The organism is Microcoleus sp. AT8-B5 (assembly GCF_036705565.1).
In the GTDB taxonomy this organism is placed as follows: domain Bacteria; phylum Cyanobacteriota; class Cyanobacteriia; order Cyanobacteriales; family Microcoleaceae; genus Microcoleus.
Genome location: NZ_JAUBUY010000001.1, coordinates 273,439 through 299,430 on the forward strand (window position 1 = coordinate 273,439; position 25,992 = coordinate 299,430).

The 25,992-nt window shown below is 44.8% G+C and carries 21 protein-coding genes and 1 tRNA gene; 12 read left to right on the forward strand and 10 right to left on the reverse strand.

Annotated elements, in window-relative coordinates; genetic code table 11:
* Nucleotides 1-263: 263 nt before the first annotated feature.
* On the reverse strand, nucleotides 264-2,036 hold the full coding sequence (locus tag QUB39_RS01265) for an AAA-like domain-containing protein (RefSeq protein ID WP_333211938.1): 1,773 nt from the start codon (nucleotides 2,034-2,036) through the stop codon (nucleotides 264-266).
* Nucleotides 2,037-2,211: 175 nt separating this feature from the next.
* Here QUB39_RS01265 and QUB39_RS01270 point away from each other — a divergent pair, with 175 nt between their 5' ends.
* From QUB39_RS01270 to QUB39_RS01290, 5 genes are all read left to right on the forward strand, one after another.
* Nucleotides 2,212-2,757 (forward strand): NfeD family protein, encoded by a 546-nt coding sequence (locus QUB39_RS01270; protein WP_333211936.1) that lies wholly within the window; start codon nucleotides 2,212-2,214, stop codon nucleotides 2,755-2,757.
* 127 nt (nucleotides 2,758-2,884) lie between these two features.
* A complete protein-coding gene (locus tag QUB39_RS01275) occupies nucleotides 2,885-3,445 on the forward strand; it encodes an SPFH domain-containing protein (RefSeq protein ID WP_333211934.1) in 561 nt (186 codons plus the stop codon).
* A 116-nt stretch (nucleotides 3,446-3,561) separates the two neighbouring features.
* Nucleotides 3,562-4,083, forward strand: a complete 522-nt coding sequence (locus QUB39_RS01280) for a type IV pilin-like G/H family protein (protein WP_333211932.1) — start codon at nucleotides 3,562-3,564, stop codon at nucleotides 4,081-4,083.
* Nucleotides 4,084-4,102: 19 nt separating this feature from the next.
* Nucleotides 4,103-7,030 (forward strand): AAA-like domain-containing protein, encoded by a 2,928-nt coding sequence (locus QUB39_RS01285; protein ID WP_333211930.1) that lies wholly within the window; start codon nucleotides 4,103-4,105, stop codon nucleotides 7,028-7,030.
* Nucleotides 7,031-7,392: 362 nt separating this feature from the next.
* Nucleotides 7,393-8,451 carry a potassium channel protein gene (locus tag QUB39_RS01290; RefSeq protein ID WP_333052846.1) on the forward strand — a complete coding sequence of 353 codons (1,059 nt, stop codon included), beginning with the start codon at nucleotides 7,393-7,395 and terminating at the stop codon, nucleotides 8,449-8,451.
* A 459-nt stretch (nucleotides 8,452-8,910) separates the two neighbouring features.
* Here the strand turns inward: QUB39_RS01290 and QUB39_RS01295 are convergent.
* Nucleotides 8,911-8,982: transfer RNA gene (locus tag QUB39_RS01295), tRNA-Thr, on the reverse strand.
* 87 nt (nucleotides 8,983-9,069) lie between these two features.
* Entirely contained in the window at nucleotides 9,070-10,857 is a 1,788-nt protein-coding gene (gene pyk, locus QUB39_RS01300) for a pyruvate kinase (protein ID WP_333052847.1), read from the reverse strand.
* Between the two features lie 455 nt (nucleotides 10,858-11,312).
* On the opposite strand from pyk, the gene crtR reads away from it, so the two are divergent.
* Entirely contained in the window at nucleotides 11,313-12,203 is an 891-nt protein-coding gene (gene crtR, locus QUB39_RS01305; RefSeq protein ID WP_333211928.1) for a beta-carotene hydroxylase, read from the forward strand.
* A gap of 282 nt (nucleotides 12,204-12,485) precedes the next feature.
* On the opposite strand, the gene aroH is transcribed toward crtR, so the two are convergent.
* Both aroH and sppA read right to left on the reverse strand, forming a co-directional pair.
* The gene (gene aroH / locus QUB39_RS01310; protein WP_333052850.1) at nucleotides 12,486-12,893 is read right to left on the reverse strand and encodes a chorismate mutase; all 408 of its coding nucleotides are present in this window, start codon (nucleotides 12,891-12,893) and stop codon (nucleotides 12,486-12,488) included.
* A 117-nt stretch (nucleotides 12,894-13,010) separates the two neighbouring features.
* Nucleotides 13,011-13,829: a signal peptide peptidase SppA gene (gene sppA, locus QUB39_RS01315; RefSeq protein ID WP_333052852.1), complete on the reverse strand. Its 819-nt coding sequence runs from the start codon at nucleotides 13,827-13,829 to the stop codon at nucleotides 13,011-13,013.
* A 294-nt stretch (nucleotides 13,830-14,123) separates the two neighbouring features.
* Between sppA and QUB39_RS01320 the strand changes: the two genes are divergently transcribed.
* Entirely contained in the window at nucleotides 14,124-15,197 is a 1,074-nt protein-coding gene (locus tag QUB39_RS01320) for a DMT family transporter (protein ID WP_333211925.1), read from the forward strand.
* 13 nt (nucleotides 15,198-15,210) lie between these two features.
* On the opposite strand, the gene QUB39_RS01325 is transcribed toward QUB39_RS01320, so the two are convergent.
* The 4 genes from QUB39_RS01325 to QUB39_RS01340 are packed head-to-tail and all read right to left on the reverse strand — an operon-like array spanning nucleotide 15,211 to nucleotide 17,799.
* On the reverse strand, nucleotides 15,211-15,630 hold the full coding sequence (locus tag QUB39_RS01325) for a PIN domain-containing protein (protein ID WP_333211923.1): 420 nt from the start codon (nucleotides 15,628-15,630) through the stop codon (nucleotides 15,211-15,213).
* Nucleotides 15,627-15,926 (reverse strand): hypothetical protein, encoded by a 300-nt coding sequence (locus QUB39_RS01330; RefSeq protein WP_333052856.1) that lies wholly within the window; start codon nucleotides 15,924-15,926, stop codon nucleotides 15,627-15,629. Before QUB39_RS01330 ends, QUB39_RS01325 begins: the two co-directional genes overlap by 4 nt.
* Before the next feature lie 51 nt (nucleotides 15,927-15,977).
* A complete protein-coding gene (locus tag QUB39_RS01335) occupies nucleotides 15,978-16,658 on the reverse strand; it encodes a phage tail protein (RefSeq protein WP_333211921.1) in 681 nt (226 codons plus the stop codon).
* A 1-nt stretch (nucleotide 16,659) separates the two neighbouring features.
* Nucleotides 16,660-17,799 carry an AAA family ATPase gene (locus tag QUB39_RS01340; protein ID WP_333211919.1) on the reverse strand — a complete coding sequence of 380 codons (1,140 nt, stop codon included), beginning with the start codon at nucleotides 17,797-17,799 and terminating at the stop codon, nucleotides 16,660-16,662.
* A gap of 47 nt (nucleotides 17,800-17,846) precedes the next feature.
* On the opposite strand from QUB39_RS01340, the gene QUB39_RS01345 reads away from it, so the two are divergent.
* From QUB39_RS01345 to QUB39_RS01355, 3 genes are all read left to right on the forward strand, one after another.
* Nucleotides 17,847-18,749 carry a M28 family peptidase gene (locus QUB39_RS01345; protein ID WP_333211917.1) on the forward strand — a complete coding sequence of 301 codons (903 nt, stop codon included), beginning with the start codon at nucleotides 17,847-17,849 and terminating at the stop codon, nucleotides 18,747-18,749.
* A 146-nt stretch (nucleotides 18,750-18,895) separates the two neighbouring features.
* Complete coding sequence (locus tag QUB39_RS01350; RefSeq protein WP_333211916.1) at nucleotides 18,896-22,588, forward strand: hydantoinase B/oxoprolinase family protein; 3,693 nt, start codon at nucleotides 18,896-18,898, stop codon at nucleotides 22,586-22,588.
* 37 nt (nucleotides 22,589-22,625) lie between these two features.
* Nucleotides 22,626-23,732, forward strand: a complete 1,107-nt coding sequence (locus tag QUB39_RS01355) for a three-Cys-motif partner protein TcmP (RefSeq protein WP_333211914.1) — start codon at nucleotides 22,626-22,628, stop codon at nucleotides 23,730-23,732.
* Here QUB39_RS01355 and QUB39_RS01360 read toward each other — a convergent pair.
* On the reverse strand, nucleotides 23,713-24,501 hold the full coding sequence (locus QUB39_RS01360; protein ID WP_333211912.1) for a phage Gp37/Gp68 family protein: 789 nt from the start codon (nucleotides 24,499-24,501) through the stop codon (nucleotides 23,713-23,715). The genes QUB39_RS01355 and QUB39_RS01360 overlap by 20 nt on opposite strands.
* Before the next feature lie 217 nt (nucleotides 24,502-24,718).
* On the opposite strand from QUB39_RS01360, the gene QUB39_RS01365 reads away from it, so the two are divergent.
* A complete protein-coding gene (locus QUB39_RS01365; RefSeq protein ID WP_333052863.1) occupies nucleotides 24,719-25,366 on the forward strand; it encodes a sigma-70 family RNA polymerase sigma factor in 648 nt (215 codons plus the stop codon).
* Between the two features lie 112 nt (nucleotides 25,367-25,478).
* The gene (locus QUB39_RS01370; protein ID WP_333052864.1) at nucleotides 25,479-25,799 is read left to right on the forward strand and encodes a 2Fe-2S iron-sulfur cluster-binding protein; all 321 of its coding nucleotides are present in this window, start codon (nucleotides 25,479-25,481) and stop codon (nucleotides 25,797-25,799) included.
* Nucleotides 25,800-25,992 lie beyond the last annotated feature (193 nt).

Below are 25,992 nucleotides of genomic sequence, written 5' to 3' on the forward strand. Positions count from 1 at the left end.
TTCGCTCGATGTCTCTATTAAATCAGGTGGCTATTTGAGAACTTGAGTGAGTTCTCATCGACTTCTCATCGACTTTTCCAGGAGTTACGCAACGCAGACCTGTGACAGAAACCGGGTTTCTGGCCAAGACTTTGCAATCAACCTGAGATTTTTGCTCAGAAACCCGGTTTCTCTGGAGTTATCGCAGGGTTAGAAACCGGGTTTGTGGCCAAGACTTTGCAATAAACCCAATGTTTTTTGTCAGAAACCCGGTTTCTCTGGGCTTATAGCCGATCGCCAAAATACTCCTGATACAACCGACATCTCGGAATGCAATGATTTCCATCCAATTTCACCAACCCCATACTATTTAACTTAAACCCCAATTCAGACCTCAATCTAACTGGCTGGGAAACACTCACAATCTCTCTCATCGCCTCCATTAATTCCGAGTATTTCTCTAAATTCCATAAATGCCGCCGCAAATGATCGCTGTAAATTCCCGCTTCAGTTGCAGATTCTTTCACTAACCGATCTAAAGTCACATCTTGACGGGAAATATGATACATTCCTAGGCGCACTAAATAAGGATTTCCGCCCACTAACCCCATCACTTCTCCAACTTCATTCCCACTCCAATTCAATCCGTGCCGTTTAGCCAAATCTTGCACTTGCTGCGAATTAAACTCAGGCAAATCAATGGGCAACCCTACATTAAACGGCGATTTATTCACATCCAGCGGGATATAAACTTCTGTGGAATGCACCACAATCAAACGAAACTTTTTCCAAATATCGCGCCGTTTTGCTTCTTCGTGCAAAGCTCGCAATAACCCAAAGAAGTCGTCGGCAATTTCCGGTGATTCAAATAGGCGATCGCTCTCATCCAGGCCTAACGTCAGAGGACTTGAAGATTCTGACAGTAAATACTGTTCAAAATAAGCCTTGCAGCACTGATTGCTGCCAATCAAATCGGCTAATTCCCAACACTTGGGCAACTGCTCCAGCATTCCTAACTCTTGACCGATGCTAGCACAAAACCACTGCAAAAATGTATCTGAATTAGCAAATATTTTCCTATTTGCTAGCTGAAAACTCAGCGCTACCGTGCGAGAACCTTGCAGTTCGGCATGATGCAAAATCCTTGCCATCAAGGAAGTTTTGCCCATTTGTCTGGGTGCTTTTATACGGATCAGGGCTCCCGGTTGGGCGATCGTCTCGTAACAGCGGGATTCGATCGGAGGGCGATCGATATAAAAACAAGAAGTGAGTTCAACTTGTCCTCCCGGCAATTCTGGCGGCGCGGCTGGCAGGGGTTGACTTATTGACTGTTTGGTGCTAGTAATTACTTGCCATTCTACAGCCAATTCATGGTCGGCAGTTAACGATGTGCGACCTTCTTTGATAATGGTTAAAATTTGTGATAATAACTTAAATGAGTCGCCAACACCGCGCCACAGCCAGGGCTGAATTCCTGCTAAATAGCTAAGTAAATCAAAGGAAAGCGGTGTATTTAATTCAACTATAATCGGTAAAATTGCGGGTTTATGACCAGTTAAATTGTGCAATTCTTTGGCTAGCTGCACTTGTTCCAATACCATTTCGCTAGCGGCCGATTCTTCGGAAATCAGCAGCAGCAAATAATCGCAACGCTTTAAATATGAGGCTGAGTCGCTGCTGTTGTTAATAAAAAAGACTTCGTGGCCTCCCGCACTCAAAGCTTGGTGTAACTGCTGAGAAAGGGTTTTGTGTGAGGTGGTGAGGGCGTTGGCTAAGCCCTCGAAGACGATCGCCACTTTGGCCCTCACCAGCACTACCTCCTCTGGCTCTGAATTCGCCTCAAAATCGGCTATATCGCGCCATTCCTGCCCCAATCCGCGACAAATTTCGATGAAATTGGCATAATCCACAGGTTTGCCATTCAGAAAATGGCTGACTGTAGATTGGGCCATCCCTAAATCCTCAGCCAGGATTTTTTGACTGGGGAAGCCATTTCTCAGGAGACAGGATTTAACTGCGCGAATGCACTCTTCGCGCACCCTTAGCGATCGTGGCATTGCTTATCACAATCAAAACACTGAAACCATCATAAATGCCAACCGTCCCTAAAGTCGATGAAAAGTCGATGAAAAGTCGATGAATTTTCAAATAACTCAGTCGCAAACTCAAATAGCCACCTGATTAGATTAGAAATAACAAGGTTGAATCCCATCAAAACGAGGTAAAAGCATTGTGTATTCTATCCTAATTTGGTCGCTGGCGTCAGCCACTAATCAACCAGGTTTCGCCTTCACCCCGCCCCTATTCTGGTTGCTGATCGGAGTTGTGCTTAGTGCGATGGAGCTATTAATCATCAAAACTCAGCCCCAAAAATACAGATTTTACCTGCTAATGATGGGAGCTTCGGCTGTAATTGAATCATTTATTTTGTGGAGAGGATCGGTAGCATTTCAGTTTAGTTGGGCGAACATAATGTATGAAGATTTTGACTGGCAAATCTTCTACTGGATGGGGATAGCCCTCGCGCTGAGCATCTGGATTCGACCAATTTTTATTGTTCGCAAAAAGTTTGTGATTCCCGAAGCCACGGAAGCGACAACAATCTCCGAAATTTTCCCCGGAGAAACCGGAATGGTGATTTATGAAGGGGCTTCGTGGAAAGCTCGCAATGAAGATTCCCAAGGGGCGATCGCACCCAGACAAAAAGTTTACGTTTTGCGCCGCGAAGGAAACACGCTGATTGTTGTACCTGACAGATTAATCCACATCAACGGCTAAATCTGAGTTCTTTTATGACTAGACGATTGAAATCGCTTCTTGCCAAACAAAGTCCCTCTATAAGAGACTAAGAAATCCCTATCAACTGTCAACTGTCAACTGCCAACTATTTACCAGGAGATTCACTATGTATCACTATTTTTTGACGGTATTGTTTGCCATCACCGGAGTATCCTTAGCCAGCAGTGTAAAAATCGTCCGTCAAGGAGATGAGGCGTTAGTTGAAATTTTCGGAAAGTACGATCGAAAAAAACTCGAACCGGGTATAACCTTTTTGATTCCCTTTGTCGAGCAAGTCGCCTATAAACAAACTCTGCGCGAGCAAATTTTAAACTTGCCACCGCAAGAATGCACAACGCGCGATCGGGTAGCCATCACCGTTGATTTTATTGTGTACTGGCGAATCATTGACTTAGAAAAAGCTTCCTACAAAGTGCAGAATCTCAAGGAAGCGATGTTAAATATGCTGATTCTTTCAATTCGCACTCACCTTGCTAAATTATCTGTTGAGGAACTCTACACGGCTCGACATGAGATTAATAATGCTTTAGTCGAGGAGTTGGATACAACGACCGATCCTTGGGGTGTGAAGTTTACGAGAGTGGAATTGCGCGATTTTGCGATCGGCAGTAAAGTGATTCAGCCCACATCCATTGACCGGAAAGAAGTACAAAAGCTGCGAGCTTAGAGATTAGTATTTCCTCCTTTTCCTCGTTACCAGGCTCTGCCTGGTAACGCAACTCCGGAGGCTCTGCCTCGCCGACTTTAATTCGCATTGTATATACCATTTAAGGAGACAACACCATGACTAACAATCAAGAATCAATAGTTCGCAATGCAGCTTGTCGCGGTTGTGGATGCTTATTACTTATAGCCGGTATTGGAGTAATGAATGGGATAGCTCTGCCATTTTATCTAAATAATACCAATAGAAGCAAGCAGTCAGAAGCAAAACAGTATGTTAGCTCAATGAACAAAGCGCAGCAAGCTCACTTTGCTGAAAAAAGTGCTTTTGCCACTTCTGTTAATGCTTTGGAAATTGGGATAAAAACGGAGACAACAAAATACAAGTATTCAGTTCGCGCCACAAAGCAAACTGCTTTTAATTATGGAGTCTCCAAGCAACCACAACTTAAGAGTTATGTCGGCGGTGTCTTTCTAGTTCCTGTTAAAAAATTTGAGCCCAAGGCTGCTAAAGATGGAATAATAACAACAATATCCATATTCTGCCAAGCTGATTCTCCCGGTACAATTAAACCAGCGGAACCCACCTATGAAAATGGTAAACTTGCTTGTAGCACAGGCACAACACAAGTGACCAGATAATCTAATTATAGGCAAGATCATGACAGTCGATTACCAATATCAAATCGGCGGCAGTCTCCCGCAAAATGCACCTACTTATGTAGTGCGACAAGCTGACTCAGAACTTTATCAAGCCCTCAAAGCCGGAGAGTTTTGTTACGTGCTCAATTCCCGACAAATGGGCAAATCCAGTTTGCTAGTGCGAACTGTACAAAAACTCTCGGCTGATGGCATTGCTTGTGCTACGATCGACCTTTCGGACATTGGCAACCAGCAAGTCTCTCTAGATAAGTGGTACGGCGGCGTCGCTTACAAACTCTTGTGCAGCTTCAACCTGTTTAACCCAGTCGAGTTTATGGCTTGGTGGCGGGAGAGAGAGTTGATGTCGCCGGTGCAGCGCTTAGGAGAGTTAATTGAAGAATTGCTGCTGGTCAAAATTTCTCAAAACCTGGTCATTTTTATTGATGAAATTGATAGCGTTCTGAGTTTCCAAGAACCGCTAGACGATTTTTTTGCATTAATTAGATGTTGCTACAATAAACGCGCTCACAATTCAGAATACCAGCGCATTACATTTGCTTTGCTGGGAGTAGCTACCCCATCGGATTTAATTAGCGATGCAACTCGCACGCCCTTCAATATCGGTTTACCTATTGAATTGCACGGTTTTAACTTACAAGAAGCTCTGCCTTTAGCAAAGGGGTTTGAGGGAAAAGTAGAGAATCCTCAAGAGGTTTTAAAAGAGATTTTGGACTGGACTGGAGGGCAGCCATTTCTGACTCAAAAGCTTTGCAAGCTGATTTTGTACCATGTAAAAAGTTTAGCGTCGGCTTCTATTATATCAGATTCAACGGATGAAAGCAAAACTGAAAATATTACTATAAATCAATTATTAATTAGCGAGATCGTGCAATCTCATATTATTGATAATTGGGAATCGTCCGATGAACCAGTACACATTAAAACAATTCGCGATCGCCTTCTCAGAAGTCCGCACCGCGCCAGTAGGTTATTAGGACTATATCAAAAAATATTGCCACCCTGCGATCCCCCCCAACCCCCCTTAATAAGGGGGGAGAAAATGCCAGAATTACCCTTGTTAAGGGGGGCAGGGGGGATCTGCGCCGATGATACTCCCGAACAAACCGAACAGCAACTGAGTGGAAATCAGCAACCTTCAGAACCCCCCTTATTAAGGGGGGCAGGGGGGATCTGCGCCGATGATACTCCCGAACAAACAGAATTGCGGCTGAGCGGATTAGTAGTAAAACGAGCCGGAAAATTAACCGTATCCAACCGCATTTACGCAGCTATATTCAGCCATGACTGGGTAGAAAAAGCGCTCGGCGACTTGCGCCCCTATGCTGAATCCCTAACAGCATGGATAGCTACCAATTGTCAAGACGAATCTCGCTTGTTGCGCGGTCAAGCACTGGAAGATGCCCGACAGTGGGCGGCAAATAAAAGCTTGAATACCCAAGATTATCAATTTTTAGGTGCAAGTCAAGAAGCGGAGTTTGCCAAATTGCGCGATCGCGAAAAACAAACTCAAGCTGAAATGGAACAACTGCGCCGCGAAAAAAAGTTACTAGAGGAACTAAGCGAAGCACAAAAGCAGAAAAAAGTGATTGCAGCTAAACTTTGGCGCGAGCAACAACTGAGAGTGCAAACAGTTACCGGCTCCGCAGTCATATTAATATCAATCCTGATAGTAACTTTTTGGGTAAAACCGTCAATCGAAGAAAGAAACAACAAAATTCTCACTCTCAGTTTGCTATCAGAAACGCTATTTGCTGCGGATAAAAAAGAAGAAGCTTTGCTAGAAAGCATCAGAGCTGTTACAGAAATGAAACGATCGCTCGGAGTGAGTTCAGATATTCAGATGCGAGTGGCGATCGCCCTAGAACAGGCAGTTTACAACTTTCGGGAACGCCGCCGCTTGCAGAGTCAAGCCAGTACCCTTGCTTTCGCGAGTTTCAGTCCCGACAGTCAAACAATTGTGACTGCTACCGATGATAATTATATCAAGCTTTGGCAAACTAATGGAACTTTGCAAGCAACATTGACAGGGCATACTGATAAAATTATCAGGGCAGTTTTCAATGCTAGCGGTCAGATAATTGTCTCTGCAAGCGACGACCAAACTCTCAAAATTTGGCAAAAAGATGGCAAGTTAATTCATGATATAAAAGCACACAGCGGTCAAATAACAAGCGTCTGTTTGAGTCCAGATGGTAAAATTATTGCTTCAGCAAGTGCCGATGGAACAGTTAAGCTATGGAAAATCAACGGTGAAGAATTGTCAAGTTTAAAAGTCGAGCGAGGTTGGATAACCAGCGCGAGTTTTAGCCCCGACGGTCAGATAATTGCTGCGGCTGGCACTGATGGCACTGTTAAACTTTGGAGTTTGAGAAAGATTGTGGAAAAGTTGCAAAAACAGCAGTCAATTGAAGCAAGCTCCGATATCAAATTGCTCCGAACTTTACAGATTGAAAGTGATAAAATAATGAGTGTAGCTTTCAGTCCAGATGGAGCAATGCTGGCGACTGCAAGTGCTGGGGGAACTGCGAGAATTTGGAGCAAAGACGGCACACCGCTAAGTATTTTAAAGCATACAAGTGGAGTGACAAATATCAGCTTTAGCCCCGACAGTCAAATGTTGCTATCTGCAAGCACAGACAAAATGGTGAGGCTGTGGAACATTGACGGTACATTGCTCAAAACTTTAAAAGGTAATAAGGATGCTGTTTGGAGTGCGAGTTTTAGTCCAGACGGCAAAGCGATCGCTACTGCTAGCGCTGACGGTACGGTGATGCTGTGGAATTTTAATCTTGACGATTTGTTGCAGCAGGGTTGCGATGGAGCCCGCAATTATTTTCAGACAAATCCGATCGCCTATCCCAGCAATCGCCACCTCTGCGACGGGATTGGAACTCAGTCGGAACTCACGCAAAAAAAACCGGGTTAATCGATTTTAGATTTTAGATTTTAGATTTTAGATTAAAGAATTGAAGCATTGACTTGCGCGAGATAAATTCGGTGGCTTGTATCCTGGATGCTTTCGGTCAAAATGTTGAGTTTGGCAGCAAAGTATCTAGGCAGAAACTGGCTTTTTGACCAAGATTTTCAAAGGTGGTACCCGCCACGTGATTTATCTCGCGCAAGTCAATCCCAAATCGAAAATCCTCAACCCCCCGCATTTATCCGTGGGGTCGCCTCTAAAATCTAAAATCTAAAATCTAAAATCTAAAATCGATTGACCGCCCCTGCGTCTAGGGCTGATATCGTTAAAATTAGTAGCAGCTAATAGGTAATAGGTAAGCCCGATCGGTGTATTCAACTCTAGAACAAAAGTACCAGCGCCTGCAAAAAGACTTAACGGGCGGAGTCATCGCCCTGGGCGGCATTTTCTGCACAGGTACTCTCTGGTATTGGCAGGTGGAAAAATGGTCTTTGCTCGATGCCGCTTACATGACAGTATTTACCCTAGCCACTGTCGGCTACGGTGAACTTCAGCCCCTCGGTCAACGCGGGCGAATGTTTACCATATGCCTGATTTTGATGGGCGTGATTGTGATTGGTTTCATCGTCAACCGCTTTACAGAAGCACTGATTGAAGGATATTTTCAAGAAGGAGCAAGAATTAGGCAGCAGCGACGATTGGTAGATTCTTTGATCGGGCATTACATTCTCTGCGGTTTTGGGCGCACTGGCCGCCAGATTGGCTTGGAATTTCAGGCCGAAAATATTCCTTTTGTGGTCATAGATTCGGCGGTACAGTCGGTTGAGGCAGCCTTGGCACTGGGGTACACGGCTGTCCAAGGAGACGCGACTCTGGACGAAATTTTGCTGAGTGTGGGGATCGATCGCGCAATTTGCATAGTAGCAGCTTTGCCTTCGGATGCCGAGAATTTATACACTGTCATGTCAGCGAAAACTCTGAATCCGAAAGTACGGGCGATCGCCCGCGCCACCACAGAAGAAGCCGTAAAGAAGTTGCAGCGGGGCGGCGCCGATGCCGTCGTATCCCCCTACATTACCGGGGGAAAACGCATGGCGGCGGCGGCTTTGCGGCCTCAAGTTATGGATTTTTTAGACGGTGTTTTGACCGGCACCGAGAGTTCTTTTTACATGGAGGAATTTTTGGTCGATCCCAATAGTTGTGTCTACGTTGGGGAAACTTTGAGAAATGCCAAGTTGCGATCGCAATCGGGGGCCTTGGTTTTAGCAGTGCGGCGCGCTGACGGGACTTTGATTGTCGGGCCTACCGGAGAAACTGCGATCGAAGGAGGAGATATGCTGATTTGTTTGGGCACCGCCGAACAACTGCGAACTCTCAATCAAATCCTCAGTCCCCTGAGTTTTCGCCTCCCCCGGCCCCCAAAGTAATACGATGTCAGGTTTGTACTGTTGGCTGTTGACTGTTGACTGTTGACTGTTGACTGTTGACTGTTGACTCTGGGTCGAAAAACTCAATGGTTGAGTGTTAAATGTTGACTCAATTTTATTATTCAAATGCAACCGGAAACGATATGATATCAAATCCGTTGGCATCGTCCTGTATTCATCTCTCTCTTCCCTTTCTCTGTATCCTCTGTGTCCTCTGCGGTTTCATCATTCCGATAAAACCGGAATTGATATGACAACTCACTGTTTGGACATTTGAACAATACCGATGCAACCGGAAACGATATGATTAAAAAAATTCATAATCTCCACCACACAAGGATTTAGGGAAAATAAAAATGCTCTCGGCGCCGAGAGCATTTTTGAGCAGTTAAACTGCGTTTTGATCACAGTTTGAGCTCAGTCATAGACTAAAGACAGACAAAAATCGCTGAAACCCAAAGCCGATGGTGGGATTTGAACCCACGACCGTTCGATTACGAATCGAATACTCTACCCCTGAGCTACATCGGCACAGACAATTTTGGATTATAGCACAACCTCAGCGAAAAAAGCAACGAGTTGTAGAATTTAATTCAAAATTCTACAACTCACCAACAGTTAAACGGTCACTTCAGTGTCAGTTGAACCGCCTCTGGCCCCGGAATAAACCAAACCCCGCTGCATATCCAGCGTCAGCATAGTTCCGTCCCGAATTACCCGCGTGGCATTCTTCACGCCCACCATCACCGGCACGCCCAACCGCAAACCGATAATCGCGGCGTGAGAAGTCAAACTGTCCTCCTCCGTCACCACACCTGCGGCTTTCCGAATCATCTCCACAAAAGCGACGCTGGTGTGTTCCACTACCAAAATTTCTCCAGCGTGGAAATTGCCTACATCCGCAGCAGTGCGAGCAACCCTGGCCATCCCACTCACCGATCCCAAACCGACACCGGTGCCTTTGCCTAAAACTGCTGTCACTACTTCAACTTTGATCAAATCCGTCGATCCGGCAACCCCTTGCAGAGTACCGGCGGTCATTACCACTAAATCTCCGTCGGAGACTAACTCTTTTTCCTGGGCGACTGTCATGGCAGAGTGAAATGTCTGGCCGGTGGAGGGCAAATCCAGCACCAGCAAGGGTTTTACTCCCCATACTAATTGCAGTTGTCGGGCTACGTCTACGTGAGGAGTAACTGCCAAAATCGGAGTTTTGGGTCGGAATTTCGAGACATTTCGGGCTGTGGCGCCGGTTTTGGTCAGCGTCATGATGGCCGCGGCGTTCAATTGTTCGGAGATTTGGCTGACTGCTTGGCTGATGCCGTTGGGGATCGATCGACCAATATCTTCTACATTCCGAATATTCCGCTTGATTCCTTCCCTCTCCATCCGCACCGCAATTCTCGCCATCGTCGCCACCGCTTCGACGGGGAATTTGCCGACAGCAGTTTCATTGGACAGCATCACTGCATCAGTTCCGTCAAGAATCGCGTTGGCCACGTCGGAAATCTCGGCGCGGGTGGGACGGGGATTGTTGACCATGCTGTCGAGCATCTGGGTAGCGGTAATTACCGGAATGCCCAGGCGGTTGGAGGTAGCAATCAGGCGCTTTTGCAAAATCGGCACGTCTTCGGCGGGTAGTTCCACTCCCAAATCGCCGCGGGCGACCATCACGCCGTTGCAAAGGGTCAGAATTTCCTCCATTTGTTCGATCGCCTCGTGCTTTTCGATCTTAGCAATCACCGGTACTTGCTTGCCCGCACTGGCAATCAGCTCTTTAATTTCGAGCACATCTTGGGGATTCCGCACAAAGCTCAGCGCCACCCAATCGACACCTTGGTCGAGGCCGAACATTAAATCTTTGCGGTCTTTATCAGTCAGCGCTTTAATTGACAGGTAAACTCCGGGAAAATTCACCCCTTTGTTGTTGGAAAGTGGCCCGCCGACGACGACGCGGCAGTACAATTCCCGCGCCGCACGGTCTACTTTTTCGACCAGCATTTCCACTTTCCCGTCGTCAAGCAGAATCACTGATCCCTCTGGAACTTCGTCTGCTAGGGGGTCGTAGGTGACGGAAGAAATGAGTTCGGTGCCTGGAACTTGGCGACTGGTGAGAATGAAAGGATCGCCGTTTTTGACAACTATAGAGCCTGTCTCAAAGCGCCCTAAACGAATTTTCGGGCCTTGGAGGTCTTGGAGGATGGCAACCGGCTGGTTGAGTTCAAAGGATGTTTGCCGGATTAAGCGAATGCTGCGCTGGTGGTCTTCTTCTGTTCCGTGGGAAAAGTTGAGTCGCAAAGTTGTGGCACCTGCTTCTATGAGCTGGCGCAGCACTTGTGGGTCCGAAGTTGCTGGGCCAATGGTGGCGACGATTTTAGTCCGGCGTAGGGCTTTTGGCAATTGCATCAGCGGTGTTCTGGGGAGGCAGGTGGATTTCTTGTTTAAATTTCGGCTAACGTTTCATCTTTGCACTACAAGCAATGATGCTAGTCTCAAGTCTTAAAAATTTTGATAGTCGTCAAAAAAGTAGGTATTGAACAATATATAGAATATCTGACTTTTTACCGATCGGTAATCTTTTCTTGGGGAGCGCTCTTTTTTGCAAATTTTTCCGCTCTCAGGCTTGACATAAATACAGACATACCCATTGATTTTAATTGGTCTGCTGAGCTCTTTTGGCTAATCTAGGACTGGTATCCTTGTACAACAGCAATACTTTCCTGTTTGTGCAGAGGCTAGTTTTTGGCGATCGAACTCTGTTCTTTCATGCCTTGAGGCTGAGGTTCCTGACAAAACTTTACTATTGTCTGGCTTGTATCTTATACTACGCAAGTGTGAAATATTAAGGAGTCTTAACAAAGATGTCGGAGGCAGGACGGCCGCTGACAGTGCCGAAAGAGTTTCTGAGTCCTCCCGGTGACTTGAATCCGACACTGCTGCTGTTTTTGAGTGCAGTAGTGATTATCGTGATTTCTAACTTGGGTTTCTGGTGTTGGGGATGGCCCCAATGGTGCTGTTTTTCGCTGAACGTGTTGGCTTTGCACATGGCTGGAACTGTGATTCACGATGCGTCTCACAATGCGGCCCATCGCGATCGCACAGTTAATGCTATTTTGGGACACGGTAGCGCGCTGATGTTGGGTTTTGCTTTCCCGGTGTTTACGCGGGTACATATGCAGCATCACGCCCACGTTAATGACCCAGATAACGATCCAGACCATTATGTTTCTACGGGCGGGCCTTTGTGGTTGATTGCTGCGAGGTTTTTTTACCACGAGATTTTCTTTTTTAAGCGCAAACTGTGGCGGAAATACGAACTCTTGGAATGGTTTCTCAGCCGTTTGTTTGTCGTAGCGGTGGTGTATATTGCCATTCAGTACGACCATTTAGGTTACGTGCTGAATTTTTGGTTTTCTCCGGCTTTGGTGGTGGGGTTGGCCTTGGGGTTGTTTTTTGATTATTTGCCGCACCGTCCGTTTCACGAGCGCGATCGCTGGAAAAATGCCAGAGTATATCCTAGTCCTATTCTAAATATCTTGATTTTGGGGCAGAATTATCATCTGATTCATCACTTGTGGCCTTCCATTCCTTGGTACAATTACAAGCCTGCTTATGAGGCTGTCAAGCCGCTGTTGGATGAGAAAGGTTCTCCTCAAACTTTGGGAATATTGGAAGGGAAAAAGGACTTTTGGAGTTTTATATATGACATTTTTTTAGGGATTAGGCTGCATCACAAGAAAGCGTCTGATTGACAAAAAACCCGGCTTCTCAAAGAAACCGGGTTTTTTTTATAATAAAAGCTTTTAAGCATACAGCGGATTCCAGGTTTATAAAGTACACCCCAGAAACCGGGTTTCTTCTGGATTTCTCGCCAGAAACCGGTTTTATTCAAGAAACCCGGTTTCTCTGTACTTCACTTACCTGGAAAGTGCTGTATATCCCCAAGGCAGGTTTTGTACTGTATCAAATCCCGTAAAAAATAAACCCACCTGTAATGGTGAGTTAACTTTTAAATCAAGCCCAAAGTGAATCTATTATTTTTCCCCAGCCACCGCCACCGCTAAATTCCTATCGGGGCGCAAATTTTGAGCTCCCCGCAAATAAGGATGATAAATTTCAGTATTTGCCGGCCAATTGACGTGAATTAAAAACCGAATGCAGCGTTCCAAAGCACCTTCAACGTGCATTTGCTGCACGTCCAACAAAGGAACATTACACCAGTGAGGACGTTCGCGGGCGATCGCAGCCGGAAACACAGCATCTAAATCGCGAGTAGCAGAAAACGTAGCACTAATAATTAAATCTGGATTTATATCATTTTTTGCTTCTAATTCATCTAATAATTCTCTCACCGCTTCTCGAATTGCTGCCACCGAATTCTCGCTAGCTGTTGTTGCCCCACGAATCCCCCGCACTTGCCACTCCACGCAAATTTCCTCCATATTAGTCAGTTGCCAGTTGTCAGTTGTTAGTTGTCAGTTGCTAGTTGTCAGTTGCTAGTTGCAATTACCCATTACTAATTACTAATTACCACTGCCAACTGCCAACTGACTATTTAATCACGGGCGATACATCCACAGCGGCAAACCGCTAGTAGAAAGATCGAATTCCAGCAAATTCTTGTAAGCCGAAAGCCCGGATATATCCAGACTACTCCCCAAGACGCGATTTAGGAAAGGTTTTTGTTTTTCTAGCGTGCAAGACTCGGTTTTTTCCGGGTCGAGGCCTGCGAGTTCGGCGGCAAGGCGGCGAGCGTCCTCTTCTGTTCCCAGTCGATCGACCAAACCCAATTCTAAGGCTTGCTGGCCGGTAAAAACCCGACCGTCGGCAAAACTTTTCACTTTCTCAACAGGCAATTTCCGGGCTTCAGCAACGGTTTCCACGAATTGCTGGTAGCTGGTGTCGATCAAGTCTTGCAGAATTTGCTGTTCAGGATCTGTCAATTCGCGATCGAATGCCAAGATATCTTTATACGGCCCCGATTTAATCACCTGAAAAGAAACGCCTACTTTTTCTAACAGCCGTTCTAAATTGTTACCCCGGATAATCACGCCAATGCTGCCAGTAATTGTACCGGGATTAGCAACGATATGTTCGGCTCCCATGCCGATGTAAACTCCGCCAGAAGCTGAAATATTGCCAAAACTGGCAACAATTTTGACTTTTTCGCGCAAACGCTTGAGTGCGCTGTAAATTTCCTGGGAATCGCCGACAGTGCCGCCGGGGCTGTCTATCCGCAGCAGCAAGGCGGGAAATTTGCGTTCTTCAACGGTTTTGAGAGCTTCTAGGACTCGTTTACGGGTTTCTCCGGCAATGGCTCCGGTGATTTCGATACGGGCGATTTGTTTGCGGTAGCGGGGCTTGAATGGCCAAATCATGGGCAGTTTCGGGCAATGTTACTTTTTGTATCTCACTTCTAGTGTGCCTTATCTCAAGGAAGAAGGAAGAGAGAAGAAGGAAGAAGGAAGAGGGAAGAAGGCCACTCGATGAGACTGAAGAAACCGGGTTTTTTGCAGAGATTCAGGGTTTGAGGCAAATATGTGGGTGAAAAAACCCGGTTTCTGGCCACCCGTGCGTCCAGGACTACACCAATATATAATTGTAAAAATTGCTTAACAAAACTACATCATCCCCACCAGAATCAATCTCATCAATTATTTGGAGTCTCCGCCATGCAGCTAAAACTTACCGATTCAAAACTACCTTTTGCCCCGCTGTTGCTAATTGCGCCGTTTTTCCTGTGGGGAACCGCGATGGTAGCGATGAAGGGGGTGATGCCGCATACAACGCCACTGTTTGTGGCATTCGTGCGTCTAGTACCTGCGGGTGTGTTGGTGCTGCTGGCGGCGGCGCTGATGGGAAAACCACAGCCCCAGGGTTGGAAAGCTTGGCTGTGGATTTCGCTGTTTGCTTTGGTTGACGCTACTTTGTTTCAAGGCTTTTTAGCCGAAGGTTTGGCGAGAACCGGTGCGGGTTTGGGTTCGGTGATGATTGATTCTCAGCCGCTAGCAGTGGCGATTTTGTGTTTGTGGCTGTTTCAAGAAAAAATTGGTTTTTGGGGCTGGTTGGGATTAGTTATTGGCGTTGCGGGCATCAGTTTGATCGGGTTGCCCGATGGCTGGATTTTGGGGCTTTTTCATCCTGAAAACAGGGAGGTTTCTGCGGGTATCGAACAGTTGTTTCAGGGTGGAGAATGGTTGATGCTGTTGGCTGCTTTGTCGATGGCTGTGGGTACGGTTTTGGTGCGCTGGGTTTGCCGTTATGTTGATCCGGTGGTGGCGACTGGTTGGCACATGATTTTGGGCGGTTTGCCGCTGTTGGCAATTTCGGCTGCAACTGAGTCTGAACAGTTTGTGAATATCGATTTTTCGGGCTGGATGGCGTTAGGTTATTCTACTGTGTTCGGAAGTGCGATCGCCTACGGTTTATTCTTTTATTTTGCTTCGAGTGGCAGTCTAACCAGTTTAAGTTCTCTTACCTTTCTTACGCCTGTATTTGCTTTGCTGTTCGGCAATTTGTTCTTGGGCGAAGTGCTCAATCCGCTGCAATCGATGGGAGTTGGGCTGACTTTGGTTAGTATTTATTTGATTAACCAGCGGGATACTTTGGCCCAGAAGTTGCGAAAAGTGCGGCACGGTGAAGCGAGTGCAGAAGTTGAAGCTACAGGATTGTTAGAGTCGTCTGAGTTGAATTCTGTAGAATTACCCGTGCAGTTGCGGGTTAGCGAACTGGAATCAGAAGTTTAGCGCTTTGAGAAATTTAGGGAGAATCAGTTAATTCAAGAATTAACTGATTTGGAGTTAAAATCCTAGGAGTAGTAACCGGAAAATCTCGCGGGTTGCGGGTGACAATGGCATCAATTCGATTGATGACAGCAGTGCTGTACTGAATCGCATCTTCAAAATCCTTGAAGTTGCAAGTTAATGCCATTGAAATAACAGAGTTATCTACTGTTGCGACTTGACAAAATGTGGCTAGCTGCCTCAAAAAATCCAGCGTCCAATCGCGGCCTCTGTCTCTGCGGATAATATAGTAAAGGTCGCTAAAAGTTGAGGCTGAAATATAGCCTTGAATTTGTGCTTCTTCAACAAAAGTTAAAATGCGATCGCTCTCAGAAAAGAAAGGTTCTCGATCGAGCGCAACATCTACTATTATATTGGTGTCTATCAGGATTTTCACAAGTTATGTTTCTCTTTTAAATATTCCCATTTTGCTTGTTTGTCTGGATCGTCAAAATCCAGCGTTTCCGGTACAGCATCTCGATCGAATAAACCTTGAAATGCCTTCACATTAGTTTTAAACTTTTTTTGAGGTGCTTCAGGTGCGATCGCATTTTCTGACGCGCTGGCTTGTTTAACCGTATCAGGTAGCTGCAAGACGATGATTTCTACATCTCCCGGCGGCATATTCACGGGTTCCACAACTACCAAGTTGCCAGTTGCATCGATTTTACCTCTAAGTTTGTATGCTTGCATGGTAATCTCCGATAACTATGTTTCTATTATAGGACATAATAACTTGCTTCATTACCAATCCTCTTCACCACCAATCTTAATGTCTCTGCTTTGAATCTGTTCTATAAAAGTTTTTAAACTGGGATTATCTGCGTAATGCTTCATCAAAACTTTATGCTTGCGATATGGTTTTGAAATTATTCGATAATATTCAGGATTTTTAGCCTTAGCGTCGATCGTAAAATTGTGTTTTTTCGCCAGTTCCCGATTTAACGTGTCGAGGCAGTTTGTAATTTTAGCTTTTCTACTGTCGGTATAATACAGTGGGAGGAACCAACACTCAATAGAGTCAACAGAAATTGCAAACACGATCCGCTGTTGATGTTTATCATAAAAATCCTCACCAATCGTATCTCTGAATTTTTCAATAACTTTTTCGATCGACTGCTGAGGAGTAAATTCATTACCATTTTCATCTCGCTTGGGAATATTATAATTAGAATTTTGGTAATCCAGCAAAACATCTGTATCTATTTGGATAATGATATAGTCATTATATTGAAATGATTCTCGAAAAATGTTTGACTTGCAATAATCAAAAACTAGAGTCCAACCGCCATAGTTTTTGTCTTTGTCTATTTCTGGTTGCAGCGATCTGATAACTAGATCGGATCTGTTGAAATATCCAGCTAAAATACTCTTAATAACAATCTGGTCAGTAAGTCCCTCTGTAATCAATCCAAACTTAATCATATTAAAAATTTTCAGGAAGTCCGCCGATATAGCCTCTCAAAAAAGCCTCTGATAATTTTACAGGTTCTTGTCCCTCCAGAGGTTTGGGTTTGAGAATACGTATAGCCTTAGTATGACCTAGTTGGCTGCGGTAGATCACAAACAGCCGCTGTTCCTCATCACCTAAATCCAAACCGTCCAAAACTGCCGGGTTGTGGGTTGTGAATATAACTTGTTTGTCGTGTTTTTTTGCTAATTCGACTAATTCTTGCATTAATCGGCGGCATAATCTGGGGTTGAGAGAAGCGTCAATGTTATCTATTGCAAAAAATTTAGGCGTGATATCGCTAATAAATAAAGCGAAGTAAAAAAGCAAGAATAAAAAGCCTTCATTAGAACTTCTTTGATCGAAGTAAGCTAAATCTGGATCTAAGTATCTATCTTTAATTTGGAGAGAGTTTTGAATACTTGATAAATTGGGAGGAGCTTCAAAATCTTGAAACCAATCTATTAATTGCAGTTTTTTATTGATTTCATTAAGCTGCTCCTGGTTATCTGAATTCAAAACTTTTAATAGTTTAAACAAGCCTTCTCCATTAATCCCTAATGGTTGAATTTGCCCTTCTTTTTCAAAAGTACGTAAGGCGATATTTTCAGGAGAGTAAATGATAAATTCCTGTATTTTAAGTGTTTTGATATTTGTTTTGCGGATAAATTGATATTGTCGATCTCGGCTGTCTAAAAAACTATTATATTCCCAAGCAGCAAGCGGCCTATAGGCTCTTTCTAAATTCCGTTCTTCTTCTGAAATCCCATAGTAAAAATGATTTCTCCATCGAGCATAGGGTGTATTATCGTTATTTAAAATAAACCTTATTTTTATTGTGTCATTATTTCCTCTAATTTCAATGCTGATATCTTTATCTAAATTTTCCTTTTCAAAAGCCGATCGCATCAATTGAGGTTCTGTAACTCTGATGCCCCTAGATGCTAAGAACTCGTTATCCAGCTTGTCATCAGCCGCCGCAGAAGCAAGGGCGATCGCCTCTAGGATATTGCTCTTTCCGCAGCCATTTTCACCGATCAATACAGTTAGTCGTCCTAATTCTAGCTTCAGCTTTTGAATGGACTTATAATTTTCGATCCTGACTTCTCCAATCATAATTCAATCCCATATAATCTTAGTGTACTCATTGTATCTCCGATCGCATGAATCTCAAAGAACGCTTGCACAGCCATCTGATTCAAATTGTACGCGATCGCAATCCATACCTCGCATCCCAAGGGCATTTTTATGCTCAGCAATACATCCGGGAACAGTTGGGACAGTGGGGAACTGTAGAAATTGACGATTTTTCCGTGCGCGGCCGAATTCATCACAATTTGATTTTGGATTTACCCCCCCTCAGTCCCCCCCTTGCTAAGGGGGGGAAGCAAGAAGAATCACCCCTTGCTAAAGGGGGGAAGCAAGAAAAGAAGCAAGAAAAGCCGATCGTAATTGGTGCTCATTACGATACTGTACCCGGATCGCCTGGGGCCGATGATAATGCTACTGGTGTTGCTGTTTTGCTGGAACTCGCAAGGGATATCGCATCTGCGCCGCTCAAATATCCAGTGCAATTAGTCGCCTTTGATATGGAAGAATACGGTTATTTGGGAAGCAGTCATCATGCAGCTAAATACAAGCAACAGCAAAAGTCAATCCGGTTAATGATTTCTTTGGAAATGTTGGGTTATTGCAACCATAATCCTAATTCTCAAAGCTATCCCGCTGGCTTGAAATATTTTTATCCCAATAGTGGCAATTTTATTGCTTTAATTGGCACTTTGCGGACGGTTCCCGATTTGATTAATTTGAGTGGCAAAATTCGCCAATCTGGTCAGCCCTGCGAGTGGCTGCCGGTGCCGAATCGAGGTTTAATTGTGCCGGATACTCGCCGCAGCGATCATGTTCCTTTTTGGGATAATGGTTATCCCGCTATCATGGTGACTGATACTGCTAATATGCGAAATCCGCATTATCATCGAGAAAGCGATAGGATTGAGACTTTGGATTTAGATTTTCTGGCTGGTGTTTGTCAGGGGTTAGTCAAGGGCATTCGACATCTATAAATTAACACGATCGAGCGCGTGCTAGTTGGATTGACCAGAAATTATGACTTTTATGACCCGAAGTTATGAATTTTATGAATTGACTTGAACAGAAGTTTGTTGAATACTTGTAAATTAATCAAGCAAAAATTTCAAAAAAAAGAGATATGAATCCTACTTTTCCCGATCGCACTCGCTGGCAATTTTGGATCGATCGCGGTGGCACTTTCACCGATATTGTCGCCAAGAGCCCCGACGGTAAGTTAGTTATTCACAAGCTGCTGTCGGAAAACCCCGATCGCTACACCGACGCAGCAGTTCAAGGAATTCGCGACATCTTGGGAATTGCCACAGATGTTCCCATACCCGCCGCCGAAATTGAAGCGATTAAAATGGGGACGACGGTAGCGACAAATGCTTTGCTGGAACGAAAGGGCGATCGCACAATTCTGTTAATTACTAAAGGTTTCGGCGATGCGCTGAGAATTGGCTATCAAAACCGCCCGAATATTTTCGCGCGTCACATTGTTTTGCCCCAGATGCTGTACGATCGAGTTATTGAAGTTGCAGAACGCTACAGTGCTCAAGGTGAGGAGTTAACTGCTGTCAATCCCGAATTTATCCCGTCTTTGCAGCAAGCATACGATGAGGGAATTCGCAGTTGTGCGATCGTATTCATGCACGGCTACCGCTACTCGGAACACGAAAAACAAGTTGCTAAAATAGCGAAAGAAATTGGCTTTACTCAAATTTCAGTATCTCACGAAGTCAGCCCGCTGATGAAATTAGTTTCGCGGGGAGATACTGCGGTTGTCGATGCTTATTTATCTCCGATTTTACGGCGTTATGTCGAACAAGTAACCAGTCAATTAATAGAGGCAGATTCCGGGAACGAGGGATTATTAATGCCCAATTCCCAATGCCCCAAATTAATGTTTATGCAATCGAATGGCGGCTTAGTGGAGGCGGCACAATTTCAAGGAAAAAACAGTATTTTATCTGGGCCTGCTGGGGGAATTGTCGGTGCAGTTCAAACGAGCAAAAAGGCAGGTTTTGATAAAATTATTACCTTTGATATGGGCGGAACTTCGACAGATGTTGCCCATTTTAACGGCGAATACGAACGCGAATTTGAGACGGAAATTGCTGGGGTGAGATTGCGATCGCCCGTGATGGCAATTCACACTGTAGCAGCCGGCGGCGGTTCAATTGTCTTTTTTGACGGGGCTCGCTACCGCGTCGGGCCGGAGTCTGCAGGGGCCAATCCTGGGCCTGCTTGCTATCGCAAAGGCGGCCCGTTGACGGTGACTGATTGCAATGTGATGTTGGGGAAAATTCAACCGGATTTTTTCCCGAAAGTGTTTGGATTGAATGGAGATTTGCCGATCGCCCCTGACGTAGTTAAGCAAAAATTCGTGCAGTTAGCGGGGGAAATTGGGGGCGAGAGGACGGCGGAACAGGTGGCGGAGGGTTTTTTGGCGATCGCTGTGGAAAAGATGGCAAATGCTGTCAAAAAAATCTCGCTTCAGCGCGGTTACGATGTTTCGGAGTATACTTTGTGCTGTTTCGGCGGTGCGGGCGGCCAACACGCTTGTGCGATCGCCGATGCTTTGGGGATGAAACGGGTATTTATTCACCCTTATGCGGGTGTGTTGTCGGCTTACGGTATGGGTTTGGCTGATGTGCGGGCTATTCGCGAAAGGGCGATCGAGCAACAATTAAATACAGAATTATTATCTGATTTGCATTATATTTTAAGCGAATTGGAGGCTGAGGGAAAGAGGGAATTGAACCGCAGAGGCGCAGAGAACACAGAGAATGAGTCTGAGGTTTTAGTTGTTAGCAAGTTGCGCTTAAAATATCAGGGGAGTGACTCGGTTTTGGCGGTCAATTTTGCTGACAATATTGAAGCGATGCAGGCGGAATTTGAAGCAGCACACCGACAGCGTTACAGTTTTATTATGCCAGAAAAACCGCTGATTGTGGAAGCGGTTTCGGTGGAAGTTGTAGAAACAATGGATGTGCCAGAAGCATCCACAATTTCCCCCTCTTGTGGCACAGGCATCTTGCCTGTGCAACCAATTTCAACGGTGCAAATGTATGTGGGTGGCGGCTGGCGGGAAACGCCTGTTTATCAGAGAGACGATTTGCGATCGGGCGACTGCATAGAAGGCCCTGCTATGATTGTTGAAGCAACGGGAACTAATATCATAGAACCGGGCTGGGAAGGGGAAATCACCGAAAATAATGATTTAATTTTGAACCGCAGATGCACGCAGATGGACGCAGATAATATCGGCGTTCATTCGCGTTTATCTGCGGTTAAATCCGATCCGGTTTTGCTGGAAATTTTTAATAATTTGTTTCGGGCGATCGCCGAACAAATGGGCGTCACATTGCAAAACACAAGTTCCTCAGTCAACATCAAAGAACGTCTCGACTTTTCCTGTGCAATTTTCGACAAAAACGGGCAATTAGTTGCCAACGCGCCGCACATTCCCGTACATCTGGGCTCGATGAGCGAAAGCGTTGAAGCTTTAATTTTAGCACAAGGCAATGCGGTTCAACCCGGCGATGTTTATGTTTCTAACAATCCCTACAACGGCGGCACGCATTTACCAGATATCACCGTTATTACTCCAGTATTCGATCGTGATTCCTCCCTTCCTTTGTTTTATCTTGCCTCGCGGGGACACCACGCCGACATCGGTGGCATCACTCCCGGTTCCATGCCTCCTAACAGTACAACAGTAACTGAAGAAGGTGTATTGCTTGACAATTTGCTGTTAGTAAGCGAGGGCTATTTTCGAGAAAAAGAATTACTAGAAATTCTGACAGCGGGTAATTTTCCTGTTCGCAATTCCGCTCAAAATATAGCCGATTTGCAAGCACAAATTGCTGCTAACAAGCGCGGCGCAGAAGAGCTCCTCAAGATGGTAGAACATTATGGATTAGAGACTGTGCAAGCTTATATGGGCTTCGTACAAGACAATGCGGAAGAGTCGGTACGCAGGGTAATTGATGTTTTGCAAGATGGCGAGTTTACTTATCCGATGGATAGCGGCGGACAAATTAAGGTAGCGATTACAATTGACAAATCTGCGCGCAGTGCAAAAATAGATTTTACTGGCACTTCTGCTCAACAATTCAACAATTTTAATGCTCCCGCTGCGGTGTGCAAAGCCGCTGTTTTGTATGTTTTCCGCACGTTGGTAGATGACGATATTCCTCTAAATGCGGGCTGTTTGAAACCTCTCGAAATCATCAATCCCGAAGGCTGTATGCTGAATCCTCGCTATCCAGCGGCGGTAGTTGCCGGAAATGTGGAAACATCGCAGAATATTACCGATGCTTTGTATTGTGCGTTGGGAGTGATGGCTGCTTCTCAGGGAACTATGAATAATTTTACCTTTGGAAATCAGCGCTATCAATATTATGAAACTATTTGCGGCGGTTCGGGTGCTGGTGCAGATTTTGACGGCACTGATGCGGTTCAAACTCACATGACTAATTCGCGTTTAACTGATCCAGAAGTATTAGAATGGCGCTTCCCGGTGTTGTTGGAAAGTTTTGCAATTCGGGCTAATAGCGGGGGAAATGGATATCATCGCGGCGGTAATGGAGTTGTGCGGCGAGTGCGGTTTCGGGAGGCAATGACGGCGGGAATTTTATCGGGGCGGCGGGTGATTTCTCCTTGCGGTTTGAATGGGGGCGAAGCGGGGAAAGTTGGGCGGAATTATGTTGAAACGGTGGAGGGAAAAGTTGAAGATTTGGGAAGTACGGCGACTGTGGAAATGCAGCCGGGGGATGTGTTTGTGATTGAGACTCCTGGGGGTGGAGGTTATGGTACAATTATGTAGCCGCAGTAAAATTAACTAAATTGTAGAGGTGACTGTGATGCCTGACAGTTCTTTCTTTGATGAGTCCAGAGATAATTCTTTAGTAAAATCAGAAATAGTTGCTAAATACTTTTGGGCCTGGGCAAAAGTAATTATAAAAACAGCCAAGAAAGGGAGTAATAAAATTGCCTATATTGATTTGTTCTCTGGGCCTGGTCGCTATCAAGACGGTTCTAAATCTACTCCACTACTTATCTTGGAACGTGCTATTGCCGATCCCGATATGTCACAAATGCTAGTAACACTGTTTAATGATAAAGACTCAAATAATACTCACTCTCTCCAACAGGCTATAGCAGCCATCCCCGACATAGGTAGATTAAGACATGAACCAATAGTTTTAAATGAGGAGGTGGGAGAAGAAATTTTCCAAGCTATTCAACAAATTAATAATAATGTTCCCACACTTTTTTTTATTGACCCTTGGGGTTACAAGGGCTTGTCGCTAAAACTCATTCGCTCCCTCATTAAAGGTTGGGGTTGTGATTGTATATTTTTCTTTAATTATAACAGAATTAATCCGGGGTTAAACAACCCAAAGGTAAAGGAGCACATGAACTCTCTCTTTGGTCAAGAGCGAGTTCATCTCCTTCAGACAGAATTGAAACCAATGTCACCTGAACAAAGAGAGTTAACGATTGTTAATGCTATTTGCACAGCTTTAAAAGAAGTAGGAGGCTCCCACGTTCAAGATTTTTGCTTTAAAAATGCTACAGGTAATCGTACTAGCCATTATCTGATATTTGTGTCGAAAAGTTCGAGAGGTCATTCGATTATTAAAGATATTATGGGCCGAAAGAGCTCTATTTTTGACCAAGGTGTACCGTCTTTTGAATACAATCCTGCGCCTGCAATACAGCTTTCACTATTTGATATTAAACCGCCTGACGAACTTGAGAATATGCTACTTGATGAATTTGCGGGAAAAACTCTGACGATGCTAGAAGTTTACAACCAACACCACGTTGGCAAACGTTACATTAAGAAAAATTACAAACAAGCTCTTTTGAAACTAGAGGCTGAAGGTAAAATCATAACAAATCCATCTAAGCGAACAGAAAACACATTCGGAGACAGCGTAGAAATCACATTTTTACCAAAGTAGTAGTAGCTTTTTTCATTGAAGTGCGACTTATTTTTAAACTGTAGTTATTGAATTGCCTTTGGTGTTTCTCCCATGCTTCGGGCATCTCATCCCAAATTTTCTCATCCAACATTCTCCCACCAGCTTTAGGTGTTCTACCTCCCCATTGCTTGAAGAAAAACGCTACTTCAGCCTCCTCACACTGCTGTTGAATACTCTCAACCCATTCTGCTTGCATGGGACGGTTTTTTTGTCCAGATTCTCCCCCAACTATTACCCAATGGATGCCTTTTAAATCAATATCCAAAGCACCTAAAAGCGGTTCGCACGAGAGAAATCTGACCTTGGCAGGTACTTTTCGCAAACAATCAATCCTGTCAACGTACTTTTGATTTTCAACAGAAACTCCCATCCAAATGTTTTCATGCCAGTCTAATTTATCTGCTAGTTCGCGAAGGCGTTCGTGTCTTTTGGTCAGAATTTGATATACGTGCCAAGGAGTTTCTCGAATCACTTCAAAAACTTCTTGAAGGAATGAAAAAGGAACTTCTTCGTGAAATAAATCGCTCATCGAATTCACGAAAATGCGGCTCGGTTTTCGCCAGCGTTTGGGTTCTTGCAGCCGCTCGCGATGCAGTGTTAAATCAAAACCGTTAGGAAAATTAGTGTGAAACCTTTTTGTTAATGCTTCGGCATAACAATGCGTGCAGCCCGGACTGACTTTATCGCAGCCCGTCGTTGGATTCCACGTTCTGTCAGTCCATTCGATACCAGTATTAATGCTAGACATACAAAGAATTTACCATTTAAACAACCTTTGTAGGTGACGGTGAACAAATAAAATTCGATCTACTAATTGAGGTTTATTCACCGTCACCTACAACTTAATTATATAATTAATTTGACTTTATTATCAACATATTTTTTAAGCACTTGCATCAAATGTATATCGTGTTGTAGAATCGGGCTGCACCAGCATTTATTCCCAAAACCGTTACAGAACAATTGTGCAAACACCTAATTTTTCAGAATTCAACCATCCTGTGGTCAAATCCCTGTTTCACCACAGCGATCAGGAATTATTGACCCTGTTTCAAAACCATCCCGATCAAGGTAGGTTCTTCACGGCGATTTTTTGCCGCTATGCTCAAATTGTACACTCCCTGATTCGCCATTCCGTACGATCGCCCGTACAAGGCGATTACCTGTTTGCCCACACTTGGCTGCACATCTATCACGAACTCCGAGGCCTGGATTTGCGTCGCGAAATCCAAGAGTCTGATGGCGAAAATCTCAGTCTCCAAAACTGGCTGATTAATGTCACCGCAGTCTGCATCAATCAAGCTGAATTGCCCCCTGTTGAGTCGATTCACTACTCTTTGCAATCGGCTCCGCCTCCCCTCTGGTGTTACGTCAAACAAGCCTTAGAATTGTTAGCGCCGCTGCCGCGTTTAGTCGTGTTGATGGCTCAGACTTTCCGCTGGAGCGAAACTCGAATTGCAGCTTATTTGCAAGCAGAAGGCGAAGCTATTTCGCCCGCTCAGGTAAAGGCTTTGCTGCAAAAAGGATATCAAACTTTAGAATCAAATTTGCCCGAGGATATTCGGGCTATTTATCTAGAGGAAAATCTCGATTATCAAGAAGCACTTGTCTAGATATACACGATATAAATCCGCCCTTTCTAGTTGTATGGGCGGGTTTTACCCGAAATATTTGCTAGGACTAACAGCATCGTAAACCCGCCTTTTCGCGAGGAATAAGAAAAAAATGGCAGTTTATCAAGTTCGGTTGGTGAATGAGGCGATCGCGCTCGATCGCACGATCTCCGTACCAGACGACCAGTATATCTTAGATATGGCAGAAGATGCCGGTATCCGCTTGCCGAATGGATGCAAGCAAGGAGAGTGTTCTGCTTGCGTTGTCAAACTGCTGAGTGGTGAAATCGACCAAAGCGAACAAAAGTTTTTGAAGCCGTCAGAATTGCAAGCTGGCTATGCTGTTACTTGTGTGGCTTACCCGCTTTCTGACTGCACTTTGTTAACCCATCAAGAACAAGTTTTATATCAAGCCGCCCTTTACTTTAAGTAATAGAAAATCAGTTTTTTACCATCTTTTATTCTAGCCTCGCTGGGCGCGGAATTTCTTTGTAGAAGAGCGAATTATATTCGCCATTCATATTATGTCCGGTCGATTACCCATAAGGCTCGCGAATTAAATAACTTACAATTTTAATTGTTATTGTGGGATGGGCGTCCCGCCCGTCCAAAAAGGACGGGCGGGA

Excerpts from the sequence above, each read along its gene's own strand:
- QUB39_RS01265 (WP_333211938.1), bottom strand. The coding sequence starts at position 2,036 with ATGCCACGATCGCTAAGGGTGCGCGAAGAGTGCATTCGCGCAGTTAAA.
- QUB39_RS01275 (WP_333211934.1), top strand. The coding sequence starts at position 2,885 with ATGTATCACTATTTTTTGACGGTATTGTTTGCCATCACCGGAGTATCC.
- QUB39_RS01280 (WP_333211932.1), top strand. The coding sequence starts at position 3,562 with ATGACTAACAATCAAGAATCAATAGTTCGCAATGCAGCTTGTCGCGGT.
- QUB39_RS01285 (WP_333211930.1), top strand. The coding sequence starts at position 4,103 with ATGACAGTCGATTACCAATATCAAATCGGCGGCAGTCTCCCGCAAAAT.
- pyk (WP_333052847.1), bottom strand. The coding sequence starts at position 10,857 with ATGCAATTGCCAAAAGCCCTACGCCGGACTAAAATCGTCGCCACCATT.
- crtR (WP_333211928.1), top strand. The coding sequence starts at position 11,313 with ATGTCGGAGGCAGGACGGCCGCTGACAGTGCCGAAAGAGTTTCTGAGT.
- aroH (WP_333052850.1), bottom strand. The coding sequence starts at position 12,893 with ATGGAGGAAATTTGCGTGGAGTGGCAAGTGCGGGGGATTCGTGGGGCA.
- sppA (WP_333052852.1), bottom strand. The coding sequence starts at position 13,829 with ATGATTTGGCCATTCAAGCCCCGCTACCGCAAACAAATCGCCCGTATC.
- QUB39_RS01320 (WP_333211925.1), top strand. The coding sequence starts at position 14,124 with ATGCAGCTAAAACTTACCGATTCAAAACTACCTTTTGCCCCGCTGTTG.
- QUB39_RS01330 (WP_333052856.1), bottom strand. The coding sequence starts at position 15,926 with ATGCAAGCATACAAACTTAGAGGTAAAATCGATGCAACTGGCAACTTG.
- QUB39_RS01335 (WP_333211921.1), bottom strand. The coding sequence starts at position 16,658 with ATGATTAAGTTTGGATTGATTACAGAGGGACTTACTGACCAGATTGTT.
- QUB39_RS01340 (WP_333211919.1), bottom strand. The coding sequence starts at position 17,799 with ATGATTGGAGAAGTCAGGATCGAAAATTATAAGTCCATTCAAAAGCTG.
- QUB39_RS01345 (WP_333211917.1), top strand. The coding sequence starts at position 17,847 with ATGAATCTCAAAGAACGCTTGCACAGCCATCTGATTCAAATTGTACGC.
- QUB39_RS01350 (WP_333211916.1), top strand. The coding sequence starts at position 18,896 with ATGAATCCTACTTTTCCCGATCGCACTCGCTGGCAATTTTGGATCGAT.
- QUB39_RS01355 (WP_333211914.1), top strand. The coding sequence starts at position 22,626 with ATGCCTGACAGTTCTTTCTTTGATGAGTCCAGAGATAATTCTTTAGTA.
- QUB39_RS01360 (WP_333211912.1), bottom strand. The coding sequence starts at position 24,501 with ATGTCTAGCATTAATACTGGTATCGAATGGACTGACAGAACGTGGAAT.
- QUB39_RS01370 (WP_333052864.1), top strand. The coding sequence starts at position 25,479 with ATGGCAGTTTATCAAGTTCGGTTGGTGAATGAGGCGATCGCGCTCGAT.